We start from the raw sequence: 12,208 nt of genomic DNA, 5'->3' as shown, positions 1-12,208 counted from the left end.
CCTTCGTCTGCTCACCGTGATGTAGCCCGTCCATGGTGCTTCAAACGGGATCAATCCGCTTTTGAATCTTCCCTTTTGCGAGGGGTGTCGCCGGATACGCGCGCGTGGCGGCTGTTCCCGCGATTTCTGGACACCCGGCGTTCGCTGACCGACAATCACGAGCGTGACGCCGTCTTCCGAGTTCAACACGTACCCCGCGCGGCTCTCCGACGCGGAGCGCGACAGAGCGCTGAAGGTGCTTCGGGACGGCGTCGCCATGGGGCGTCTGTCGCACGACACGTTCATCCGGCGCATGGAGCTGGCCCTCACCGCCCGCCGGTCCGAGGACCTCGCGGTTCTCACCGCCGACCTGCCGCCCACCGAGAGCCGTCTGTCGCGGCTGGTTTTCGGTACCGTCGAGGCCGTCTCCGGCTTCACGGTACGGCTGCGCAGGGCCTGGCAGGCCGAGCGACTGCCCAAGCTGCTGCTGCCCCACCCGGGCAACGGCCGTCCCCTGCGCATAGGGCGCGACGCCGCCAACGGGCTCCGGCTGACCCACGAGACGGTGTCCCGGGTGCACGCCGAACTCAGCCGGCAGGGCGGCATGTGGGTGCTGCGGGACCTCGGCTCGACCAACGGGACGACAGTCAACGGTCGGCGTGTCATCGGGGCCGCCGTTGTCCGTGAGGGTGATCAGGTCGGCTTCGGACGGATGTCGTTCCGGCTCGCCTCGAACTGAGTCCGCCTTGGTCGGGAGCGCGCCCCCGTGGCCGAAACGCCTTTGCCTCTCGCGGTGTTGACGTACCCGTCATCTCGTGACTGACTGTGCGTACAGGATGCACACAGGTGAACCGACGGCGCCACATCGCGGAGGTGTGCCCTGCCGCCACTCCTCCGCTACCCGACCGTCGACGAGCTGCACGCCCGGGCGGCGACGCTCGTCGCCCGGCACCCCCGGGACGCCCGACTGCGCCGTGTCGGAAGCTCCCGCGCGGGCACGCCCCTGTGGCTGCTGGCCGTCGGCCACGGCAGCCGCCAGGCCCTCGTCGTCGCCGGTCCGCACGCCAATGAACCCGTGGGCGGCGCCACCGCCCTGCGGCTCGCCGAACGGGCCCTCGCCGATCCCCGGCTCACCGAGGGAGCCGACGCGACCTGGAACCTGCTGCTCTGCCTCGACCCCGACGGCCTGCGCCGCAACGAGGGCTGGCTGCACGGCCCGTACACCCTCGGCCACTACTTCCGGAACTTCTTCCGGCCCGGCTTCCTCGAACAGCCCGAATGGCTGCCCGACGGCGCTGCCGCCGCCGTACTGCCGGAGACCCGCGCCCTGCTCGGCCTCCAGGACGAACTGCGGCCCTTCCTCCAGTGCTCCCTGCACGGCGTCGACGTGGGCGGCGGCTTCGTCGAACTCACCCGCGACCTGCCCGGCCTCGCGGGGCACGTCGCGCAGACCGCGGCCCGCCTCGGCATACCGCGCGAACTCGGCCCGTACGACACCCTGTACTGGCCCGGCCTGGGACCCGCCGTCTACCGGATACCGCCGCCCGAGCGGGGCGACCTGGCCGCGGCCATCACCGAGGCCGCCGTCGAGTCGACGTGGTTCCACCCGCATCCGTACGGCACCGTGACCGCTGTCGTCGAGGCGCCCATGTGGAGCGTGGCCGCCGTGGAGGACGCCACCGAGCCCGCCGACCCGGCCGGAGTGCTGCGGACCGTCAGCAACACGCTGCGCCACGACACCGAGGTTCTTCAGCGGCTCCTGGCGCGGATCCGGCCCCACCACGCGGACGCACCGGACGCGGCGCGTCTGCTCGCCCCGGTCGACGACTATTTACTGGTCTGCCCCGGCCTCGCCGACGCCTGGGATCCAGACAGCGGGGCCGCCGACGGCGCCGGCGGCGCGCGCCCGCTTCCCCCGCTCAGCACCGCCCACCTGGCCACCCTGCGGATCGCCGGACGCCGGCTCGCGCTGCGCACGGCGGGGCTGCTGCACCAGCTCGTCGCGGGCGGGGGCGCGGGCGGGGGCGCGGGCGGGGGCGCGGGCGGGGGCGCGGGGCGCGACCCGGCCGGGGTGCTGCCGGAGCTGGACCGGCTGATCCACGCGTGGTGCGCGGACTACCGGGACGGCTGCGGGGCCCGCTGGGTCCCGGTCGCCCGCCAGGTGGAGTACCAGGCACGAGTGGTGCTCGCCGCGTTCGAACTGGCCGTGCGGCGCGGGCCGGTGCGCTCCCGTTCGGGTGAGCCGGGGTGGGGCTCGGAGGCCGCCGTGCCGATGCATCGGGAATGACGTACTTCACCATGGCGAAAGCGGTACGGGGCGGCCTGCTCGCGGCTGCCGCGCTCCTCGTCGCCTCCGCGACCCCGGCGCAGGCGGCGCCCCGGCAGGCTCCCCCGGACAACTGGCTCTACCTCACCGTCACCCAGGGCGAGGCCCGGGCCGGCGACACACCCGGCAAGCTGCTCCTGTGCAACCCGCCCAAGGGCCCCGCGCGCGCGGCCGAGGCCTGCGCGGAACTGGAGGCCGCGGGCGGCGACATCGGCGGCATCCCGCAGAAGGACACCTTCTGCACGATGATCTACGCACCGGTGACCGCCCACGCGCGCGGGGAGTGGAACGGACGGCCGGTCGCATACACGAAGACCTTCTCGAACCCGTGCGTGATGGCGGCGTCGACGGGATCGCTGTTCGCGCGTTCCACCTGAAGGCCCGGCCGTCACGCGCGCGTGCCGCAACCACCGGCACGCGCGCGTGAGGGCACCTTCAGCGAGCCGCCCACGAAGTGGCCGGAGGCCGGCGCGGGGTCGTCTGAGGTGTTGCGTCGGTTGGTCGCGGGGGTGGCGGATTGCCAGGATGGCCGTGCGGGATCGCTGGTATGCGCGTGTGAGGGGTCCGTTCCGGGAGTCGCCCACGAGATCGCTGGAGTCGCTCGCGGGTCGTCTGAGGTGTTGCGTCGGTGGGTTACGGGGGTGCCGGACTGCCGTCACGGTCGTGCGGAGTCACCGGCATGCGCGCGTTACGGGTGCGTTCAGGGAGTTGCCCTCGATGTCGCCGGAGTGCCGTGCGGGGTCGTCTGAGGTGTTACGTCGTCCGGTCGCGGGCGTGTCGGACCGCTGCCACGACTGTGCGGGACTGGTGCTCGACCTGGTGTTCCAGCGGTACCCAGCGGGCGCGGAAACGTTGCGCGAAGGCGTCGCTCCAGGTGGCGACGAGGCGCTCCAGCCGGGGCGCCGCGTGGTCGCCGGTCTCCTGCAGGACCCGCAGCAGCATGGCCGCCGCCCGCAGCGGCAGCCGGCGTGCGAACGCGTCCACGCTTCCGACGTAGGCCATCGAATCGTCGGCGGGCTGTGTGTGGACCCAGTCCTCGGCCAGCCCCGGCACCAGCTCCAGCGCCCATCTGGCCGCCCGCAGCAGCGGCCCCTCGGCACCCGCGAGCCGCGGCAGCGCCTCGGTGAGCACCCGCTCCACCTCCAGCGAGTCGCGCAGCGGCCGTCCCGCCAGCCGCTGCATCTCCGCCGCCGGGGCCGGATGCGGCGCCGGGTCGTCCACCAGGTCGCTCGCCCACATCGGCACCTCGACGACCGCGGTCAGACCGCCGTACCGGTGTACGTGGTACCAGGTGCTGTGCCGCGCGTCGTCCGGCATGCTCGGATACGCCGCGCCCGCGCCGGGGCCGGGCATCACATGCACGCCGGGTCCGGCGGCCGGCCAGCCCGCGGCGTCCGAGGCGCCCGTCTCCACGGGGATGTGCAGCTCCGCCGCGGACTTGGCGAACGGCTCTGCGAGTCCGGGGACGTCCTTCGTCAGCTGCACCCAGCTGCCGCCCAGTTCGGTGCCGTGCAGGGTCACCTGGAGGAAGGGGCGCAGTTCGTCGATGACGCGGGTCAGCGCGCGGGTCTCCGGCGGCAGCCGGTCCGGCGGCAGCGTGGACGGGGCCCATTCCGGTTGCTCGGGTGCCGCGGGCCGGAAGAAGCCGAGGTGGTAGTCGTGGAGGCTGCGCGGCGCCGGGGTCACGTGCAGGCTCGCCCCGTCGGGGTCGGCGCACAGCAGGAAGTGCCAGGAGGTGTCGGCCCGCAACTGCCGCTCGTGCAGCACCCGTTCCGCGAGGGCGAGCGTCGTCGGGCCCCCGGTCGGCTCGTTGGCGTGCGCGCCCGCGACGACCAGGACGGCGCGGCAGGCATGGCCCATCGACAGCAGGTAGAGGGGTCTGCCCGCGCGGGAGACCCCCACTTGCCTCAGGGCACACAGGCCGGGCCGCTGAGCGGCCAGCGTCCGGGCGGACAAGACAAGTTGGGGAACGGTGGGGTAGCGCAGCTCCGGCAGGAGACTCACCCCCCGTCACATCCGCCCGGCTTTCGCAATCCGCAGTACCCCACGGCCGCCGTGCAGTGTCAAGGCGGTGGCGGGGGAGGCGCCAGGGGGCGCCCAGATGCATTTACCGGCAGCAGGCAGGGCCGTCGGTACCAGCAGGGTTGCCGGTCCCGTCCGACCCGAGCGTGAGCGCGGCGCCGACCGCAGCGGCTCGCCCCGTTCGTCGCGGAATCACCCGAACAGCCCATAAGGGCTGTGGCTGAGCGGGAGCGGTGGCCGGTTGAGCCCCCGCGTCCGTGCGTGCGCCCGCCGGGGACGACAGGCTCCCCGCTCGCACGGCGCGCACCCCCGCATGGACCGCCGGCCGAGTCCCCCTCCTGTGCGCGCAACGCCCCCTGGGGCTCAGCACAGCGCTCGCCGCTGACCTCCCCGTCGAACTGCGCTCGGGCCTGTCCGGCGGGTCGGGTCGGGGGAAGCAGCGACACCCCGTCAGCGCAGATGAGCATGAGCAGAGGCCTGCCTGCACGACGGAGGCGGGCGCCGGCGCCATGGGGGAGCCGGCAATCGACGACCACGCGGCAGGTGGGGCGTGCCAGGCCACGTGGCAGGTGGGGCGTGCCAGGCCGCGCGGCAGGTCGGTGTGCGGGTCCTCGGTCGTAGGTGGGTGTGCTGCTCGTGTGAATCGGTGTGCGGGTCCTCGGTCGTAGGTGGGTGTGCTGCTCGTGTGAATCGGTGTGCCGGTCCCCGGTCGCAGGTGGGTGTGCTGCTCGCCGTGAATCGGCGTACCGGCCCCCCGGCCGCAGATCGGCCTGCCGACCCCGCCACAGCACCATGATCCGCCGAACAGGCGCTACTCCACCCGCTCCAGCAGCACCACCGGAAGCCCCTCGAACAGCTCGTCCGCGCGCGCGTGCCCGGTGAACCGCCGCTGAGGAGTCAGCACATCGGCCCACCGCCCCTGCGGCAGCGGCAGCAGCGTGTCGCGCCAGCCGCCCGCCTCCGCGAGCCGCAGCGACAGCCGGGTCACGGCGACCACCACCTCGCCCGACCGCGCGAACGCCACACAGTGCGCGGCGCCCGGACCCTCCGCGGCCAGCGGCGCGTACGTCGCCGAGTCGCCGAAGACGTCGGCCCGGCGCCTGCGCAGCCGCAGAGCCGCCGCGCTCACCGCGCCCTTGTCGCCGGGATCCTCCGGCGGGAAGGACACGGGCGGCCGGTTGTCGGGGTCCACCAACGCCCGGTACTCGCCCTCCGTGCCCTGGTAGAGATCGGGCACGCCCGGCATCGTCAGCTGGAGCAGGGCGGTGCCCAGCACGTTCGCCCGGATGTGCGGCTCCAGGGCGGCGCGGAAGTCGGCCACGCGTCCGCCCGGAGCCCCGCACGGCCCCGCCGCGACGAACGCGGCCACCGCGTCCTCGTACGGGGGCTCCTGTTCCGTCCAGCTCGTATACAGCCCGGCCTCGCGCACATGCTTCAGCAGCGCCCCCTGTACTCGCTCGGCTTCCGCCGGGCCGAGCCCGAACACGGTCTGCCAGGCCGCCCATGCCAACTGCGCGTCCGGGACGCCCTCGCCGGTGCGTGTCACCTCGGCCAGGACGTCCGCCCAGCGCTGGGGGCACTCGGTGAGCACGGCCAGCGCGGCCCGTACGTCGGCGCTGCGCTTGGTGTCGTGCGTCGAGGCGACGGTCCCGGTCGTCGGCCAGTCGCGCTGCACGCGCGCGCAGTACGCGTGAAAGTCCTCCGGAGACACCGCGGGGCTGCCCGGGTTCCCGCCCACCTCGGTCGCCGACAGCAAGGGCACATAGCGGTAGAACGCCGTGTCCTCCACGGACTTGGCGCGCAGCGCCGACGCGGTCTGCGCGAACCGCGCCCGGAACTCCACGTGGCCCGGCCCGTCACCGGCCCGCCCGAGCACCAGATCCCGTACGACGTCCACGGCACCGGCCTCCTCGGGGTCGACGAAGGCCTGCCGGGCCTCGGCCGCGGCCTCCTCGGTGACGACGGCGGCGGCGTCCCCGGACTCGTACGGCCGGTAGACCTCCAGACGGACCAGGAACTCCTGCAGGGCGGTGCGCAGCGTCCAGGGTGCCCGGTCGCGCAGCGCGGGGTCCGGCGACGCGTCGCACAGGCGGCTCGCGACCCGCGTCAGCCGCTCGACCTCGGCGGCCAGCTCATGCGTGAGCACCTTGTACGCCGCCCGCCGCACCGTCGCCTCCCACTGCCCGCCACGGTCGGTCTGAGGGGCCGCGAAACGCCGGTACTGGCCGAGGAGTTCCCCGCACCCCGCCGGATCCGCGAAGAGGCCGTCCACGTGCCGCAGGGCGTCGTATCCGGTGGTGCCCGCGACCGGCCAGGAGGCCGGCAGGTGCTCACCGTCCGACAGGATCTTCTCCACCACCGTCCACCGGCCGCCGGTCGCCTCGTTCAGGCGCCGCAGATACGAATCCGGATCGGCGAGTCCGTCGGGATGGTCGATCCGCAGCCCGTCGAACACGCCCTCGTGCAGCAGCCGCAGGATCTTCGCGTGCGTGGCCTCGAAGACCTCCGGGTCCTCCACTCGCACCCCGATGAGCTCCGAGATGCTGAAGAACCGCCGGTAGTTCAGCTCCGTACGGGCCAGCCGCCACCACACCGGGCGATACCACTGGGCATCCAGGAGCTGCGGCAGCGGCAGCTTCTCGGTGCCCTCGCGCAAGGGGAACACATGGTCGTAGTAGCGCAGGACGTCACCGTCGACCGCCAGCGCGTCGATCTCCGTGCCGAGGGGATGCCCGAGCACCGGCAGCAGCATCTGGCCGCCCTGCGCCTCCCAGTCGATGTCGAACCAGCGCGCGTACGGCGACTTGGGGCCCTCCCGGAGTACCTCCCACAGGGCGCGGTTGTGGCGCGGGGCCATCGCCATGTGGTTGGGGACGATGTCGGCCACCAGGCCGAGACCGTGCTCCCGCGCGGTGCGCGCCAGCGCTCGCAGTCCCTCCTCGCCGCCCAGCTCACCCCGCACGCGCGCGTGGTCGACGACGTCGTAGCCGTGCAGGGAGCCGGGGACGGCCTCCAGGACCGGGGACAGGTGCAGATGCGAGACGCCGAGCGACGCCAGGTACGGCACGGCCCGCGCGGCGGCCTCGAACGGGAAGTCGGGCTGCAGCTGCAGCCGGTAGGTGGCCGTCGGCACCACCAGGTCAGGACGCTCAGGTGTCATGGAAACCTACGTACCCGCCCTGCCCTCTTTCGTGTCATCGCCCCGCGCACGTACGCACGCGCGTGTGCCCACGGGGACGAGGAACCCGCCGGAACGAGGAACCCGCCTGGATGACGAACCCGCCTGGATGACGAACCCGCTGGGTGGCGAACCCGCCGGGACGAGAACCCACCCCCCTGGACGAACCCCTCCCTCCTAGACCGGCCGCTGCAGCACCGTCATGCTCCGGTCCACCAGCGTCAGCCGGTCCCCGGCCTGCACCTTCGCTCCCGTGCCCGGCGCGACGCCGTCCGCGCGGGCGGTGTCGACGACCACCTGCCACTGGCGGCCGTGATTGACCGGCACCACGAAGTCAAGTGACGTGTGCGAGGCGTTGAACATCAGCAGGAACGAGTCGTCGCCGATGCGCTCGCCGCGCGAGCCGGGCTCCGAGATCGCGTTGCCGTTGAGGAACACCGCCAGCGCCGACGCCTGCGCCGAGTCCCAGTCCCGCTGGGCCATCTCCTTGCCCTCAGGAGTGAACCAGGCGATGTCCGACAGCTCGTCGTGGGTTCCCTCCACGGGCCGGCCGTGGAAGAAGCGGCGCCTGCGGAAGACCGGGTGGTCCTTGCGCAGCCAGACCATCGCGCGCGTGAAGTCCAGCAGCTCGCTGCCGTCCTCGGGCCACGCCACCCAGGCCAGCTCGCTGTCCTGGCAGTAGGCGTTGTTGTTGCCGCGCTGGGTGCGCGCGAACTCGTCGCCGTGGCTGATCATCGGCACGCCCTGGGACAGCATCAGCGTCGCGACGAAGTTCCGCATCTGACGCTGCCGCAGCTCCCGCACGCCCGGATCGTCGGTCTCGCCCTCGGCCCCGCAGTTCCACGACCGGTTGTGGCTCTCGCCGTCCCGGTTGTCCTCGCCGTTGGCCTGGTTGTGCTTGTCGTTGTACGACACCAGGTCATGCAGGGTGAACCCGTCGTGGCAGGTCACGAAGTTGATCGAGGCGAGCGGGCGGCGGCCGTCGTCCTGGTACAGGTCCGAGGAGCCGGTGAGCCGGGAGGCGAACTCCGCGAGCGTGCGCGGCTCGCCGCGCCACACGTCCCGTACCGTGTCGCGGTACTTGCCGTTCCACTCGGTCCACAGCGGCGGGAAATTGCCCACCTGGTAGCCGCCCTCACCCACGTCCCAGGGCTCGGCGATCAGCTTCACCTGCGAGACCACCGGATCCTGCTGGACCAGGTCGAAGAACGACGACAGCCGGTCCACCTCGTGGAACTGCCGGGCCAGCGTCGCGGCGAGGTCGAAGCGGAAGCCGTCGACGTGCATCTCGGTGACCCAGTAGCGCAGCGAGTCCATGATCAGCTGAAGGACGTGCGGGGAACGCATCAGCAGGGAGTTGCCGGTGCCCGTGGTGTCCATGTAGTAGCGCGGATCGTTCGCCAGCCGGTAGTACCGCGGATTGTCCAGGCCCCGGAAGGACAGCGTCGGGCCCAGATGGTTGCCCTCGGCCGTGTGGTTGTAGACCACGTCCAGGATGACCTCGATACCGGCCTCGTGCAGTGCCCGCACCGCCGACTTGAACTCCAGGACCTGCTGGCCGCGGTCGCCCCAGGAGGCGTACGCGTTGTGCGGGGCGAAGAAGCCGATCGTGTTGTAGCCCCAGTAGTTGTTCAGGCCCATGTCCACCAGACGGTGGTCGTTGACGAACTGGTGGACCGGCATCAGCTCCAGCGCGGTCACGCCCAGCTCGGTGAGATGTTCGATGACCGCCGGGTGCGCCAGGGCCGCGTAGGTGCCGCGCAGCTCCTCCGGCAGCCCCGGGTGCCGCATCGTGAGGCCCTTGACGTGTGCCTCGTAGATGACCGTGTGGTGGTACTCGGTGCGCGGCCGCCGGTCGTCGCCCCAGTCGAAGTAGGGATTGACCACGACCGACGTCATCGTGTGCGGGGCGGAGTCGAGGTCGTTGCGCTCGTCGGGTGCGCCGAAGTGGTAGCCGTACACCTCCTCGCCCCACTCGATCGAACCGCTGATCGCGCGCGCGTACGGGTCGAGCAGCAGCTTCGCGGAGTTGCAGCGCAGGCCGCGCTCGGGGGCGTACGGGCCGTGCACCCGGAATCCGTACCGCTGGCCCGGCATGACGCCCGGCAGGTACGCGTGCCGCACGAACGCGTCGCTCTCCCGCAGTTCCACCGCCGTCTCCGAGCCGTCGTCGTGCAGCAGACACAGCTCTACTCGGTCCGCGGCCTCCGTGAAGACCGCGAAGTTGGTTCCGGCGCCGTCGTACGTGGCACCGAGTGGATACGCCTCTCCAGGCCAGACCTGCATGGATACGACTCTTTCAGGTGTGCCCCGCCGCCGGGGGCGCCTTGGCCCCGAGTCTCCCCGAAAGTGAGGGAACCTCCTATGACTTACGTCCCTCTTACCGATCGACCAGTGCATACACGGTATGCCGAACCAGTGGGGCAACACGTACTCCCGGAGTTGGGGGAGTAGGGGGAACAACGTGCGCAATGCAGTGCACCGTCATCTGGGCAAGGTGGTGGCCGGTGCGGCCATCGCGGTGGCCGGTACGGCCGCGATGGTCGCGGTCACCCTGCCGGGCACCGCGGGGGCCGGGGAAACGGGAGGAAACAAGGCGGGCGCCCAGCAGCCGGTCCAAGGGCAGGGCCAGGGCCAGGGGCAGGAACAGGAGCAGGCCCAGGGGCAGACCGCGGTCCAGCCCGGGGTCGTCGAACAGGCTCCGGCCGAGGGTGACAAGGGCAAGGGCAGCGACCCGCTGACCGACGACGAGGTCGAGCGGGCCGAACAGCTCGCGGTGAGCCGGCAGCTGTTCAACGCCAGTGAGAACGTCGAGGGTGAGCGCGGTCCGCAGCGCCTGACCGTCGACCTCGCCGAACCGGAGGCCGACGCCGTCGACGGTCAGGGTGCGCCCCGGCGTGCCGAGGTGACGTTCTACGACTACTGGGACGACACCCTCGTCACCAAGACCGTCGACCTCGACACCGGGAAGGTCGTGGAGACCATCAGCCAGCAGGGCGTCCAGCCGACGCCGAGCCGGGCCGAGAACATCGAGGCGGCGGGCCTGCTGCTCGCCGACCCGCTGGGGGCGGGCCTGAAGGCGGACTACAAGGACGCCACCGACAACGAGCTCACGTCCCCGGACCAGCTGTGGCTGAGCGGCGGCATCTACCGGGCCACGCCGGGCGCCCAGCCCGCCGTACTGGACAAGTGCGGCGAGCACCGCTGCGTACGGCTGTTCACGAAGGTCAAGAACGGCCCGTGGATCGACACCAGGTCACTGGTGATCGACCTGAGCGCTCGCAACGTCGCCGAACTCGACCGCTGAGCCGGCCTCCGTCCAGTTTTCGAACCTGCACCTCCTGCAAGGGAGTCATTTCTTCATGCGCGTCAACAGAATCAGCCGTGTCCGTCACCGGACGGCCCTCGGTCTCGCCGTGGCCGCGCTGGCCGCCGGTCTGACGACCGGCACCGGACCGGCCGCAGCCCAGCCGAAGACCGCCGCGGCGGCCGCCGCCGACTGCAGCGCCGCCTACCGCATCGAGCAGAAGCTCTCCACCGGCACGACCTGGCGGATGTGCTGGCGGTATGACAGCAAGGCCGGCATCGTCCTGGACGATGTCTCCTACCAGCCCAAGGGCGAGGCTGAGCCGATCAAGGTCCTCAACAGCGCCCGGCTCGCCCAGATCCACGTCCCGTACGACGACGGGGAGAACGAGTACCAGGACCTGACGGACGAGGGTTTCGCCGCCGGTCTGATGCCCCTGGCGCCGGCCGAGTGCCCCGGCGGCACCATCAGGAACGTCAAGGTCCAGGACGGGGATCCGGGCAACCCCTTCGTCAAGGGCCTGTGCACCACCACCCGCGCCCGCGGCCACGCCTACCGGATGCAGAGCGACACGGGGGACAAGGCGTACCAGGCCCAGGGCAAGGATCTCCTCGTCTACACGGTCAACCAGGTCGGCTGGTACGAGTACATGACCGAGTGGCGCTTCCAGGACGACGGCACGATCAACATGAACGTCGGCGCGACCGGCAGCCTCTCCTGGAGCGACTACGACGCGGGCGACGGACGCGGCTGGCCCATCGGCAAGGGTCCCAAGGCGCAGGCCACCAGCCACAGCCACAACGCCTTCTGGCGGCTCGACTTCGCCCTCGACGGCTCCACCAAGAACCGGGTCGAGCAGTACGACTCGACCGTCACCACCCGCGGCCGGCTGACCCCCCAGACCAAGACCACCCGCACCAAGGTCGGCAAGGAACTCGCGGGCGACGCCAAGGCCTATCGCTGGTGGCGCATGGTCAGCGCGACGGGCAAGAACAAGGACGGACACGCGCGGTCCTACGAGTTCGTCTCGGGCCCCACCACCCGGTACCCGGGCCGCAGTTACACCAAGCACGACATCTACTTCACCCAGTACAACAAGTGCGAGCTGTTCGCCAGCAACAACCCGCGCTGCGGCGGGACACACCCCAAGTCCGTCGACAAGTGGGTCGGCGGGCAGACCCTCACCCAACCCGTGGCCTGGGTCAATGTGGGCTTCCACCACATAGCCCGGGACGAGGACCAGCAGCCCATGCCGGTCCACTGGCAGGGATTCTCCATCGTCCCGCGGGACGTCACCGCTATGAATCCCCTCACTCCCGCCGACCTCGCCTGGCAGAACGGCGAGTGGGAGTTCCGCGGTTGAGAAACGGTCCGTCCATCGGGCTGCACCGCGGAC

The 12,208-nt window shown here is 71.7% G+C and carries 8 protein-coding genes; 5 read left to right on the top strand and 3 right to left on the bottom strand.

Annotated elements, in window-relative coordinates; genetic code table 11:
- Positions 1 to 163: 163 nt before the first annotated feature.
- From GFH49_RS27640 to GFH49_RS27630, 3 genes are all read left to right on the top strand, one after another.
- Positions 164 to 718: an FHA domain-containing protein gene (locus GFH49_RS27640; RefSeq protein WP_155058778.1), complete on the top strand. Its 555-nt coding sequence runs from the start codon at positions 164 to 166 to the stop codon at positions 716 to 718.
- A 141-nt stretch (positions 719 to 859) separates the two neighbouring features.
- The gene (locus GFH49_RS27635; protein ID WP_155058777.1) at positions 860 to 2,266 is read left to right on the top strand and encodes a M14 family zinc carboxypeptidase; all 1,407 of its coding nucleotides are present in this window, start codon (positions 860 to 862) and stop codon (positions 2,264 to 2,266) included.
- Positions 2,263 to 2,682, top strand: a complete 420-nt coding sequence (locus tag GFH49_RS27630; RefSeq protein ID WP_155058776.1) for an SSI family serine proteinase inhibitor — start codon at positions 2,263 to 2,265, stop codon at positions 2,680 to 2,682. Before GFH49_RS27635 ends, GFH49_RS27630 begins: the two co-directional genes overlap by 4 nt.
- Before the next feature lie 376 nt (positions 2,683 to 3,058).
- Here the strand turns inward: GFH49_RS27630 and GFH49_RS27625 are convergent, their stop codons facing one another.
- The 3 genes from GFH49_RS27625 to glgX form a co-directional block, all read right to left on the bottom strand.
- The gene (locus GFH49_RS27625; RefSeq protein WP_155058775.1) at positions 3,059 to 4,309 is read right to left on the bottom strand and encodes a M14 family zinc carboxypeptidase; all 1,251 of its coding nucleotides are present in this window, start codon (positions 4,307 to 4,309) and stop codon (positions 3,059 to 3,061) included.
- Between the two features lie 829 nt (positions 4,310 to 5,138).
- Positions 5,139 to 7,487: a malto-oligosyltrehalose synthase gene (gene treY / locus GFH49_RS27620; RefSeq protein ID WP_155058774.1), complete on the bottom strand. Its 2,349-nt coding sequence runs from the start codon at positions 7,485 to 7,487 to the stop codon at positions 5,139 to 5,141.
- A gap of 195 nt (positions 7,488 to 7,682) precedes the next feature.
- Positions 7,683 to 9,791 (bottom strand): glycogen debranching protein GlgX, encoded by a 2,109-nt coding sequence (gene glgX, locus GFH49_RS27615; protein ID WP_155058773.1) that lies wholly within the window; start codon positions 9,789 to 9,791, stop codon positions 7,683 to 7,685.
- A gap of 178 nt (positions 9,792 to 9,969) precedes the next feature.
- Between glgX and GFH49_RS27610 the strand changes: the two genes are divergently transcribed.
- Positions 9,970 to 10,812, top strand: a complete 843-nt coding sequence (locus GFH49_RS27610) for a Tat pathway signal sequence domain protein (protein WP_155058772.1) — start codon at positions 9,970 to 9,972, stop codon at positions 10,810 to 10,812.
- Between the two features lie 55 nt (positions 10,813 to 10,867).
- A complete protein-coding gene (locus tag GFH49_RS27605) occupies positions 10,868 to 12,175 on the top strand; it encodes a copper amine oxidase (protein WP_155058771.1) in 1,308 nt (435 codons plus the stop codon).
- Positions 12,176 to 12,208 lie beyond the last annotated feature (33 nt).

The organism is Streptomyces blattellae (assembly GCF_009709555.1).
GTDB classification, from domain to species: Bacteria; Actinomycetota; Actinomycetes; order Streptomycetales; family Streptomycetaceae; genus Streptomyces; species Streptomyces blattellae.
This window is presented reverse-complemented; position numbering and strand designations above follow the sequence as displayed.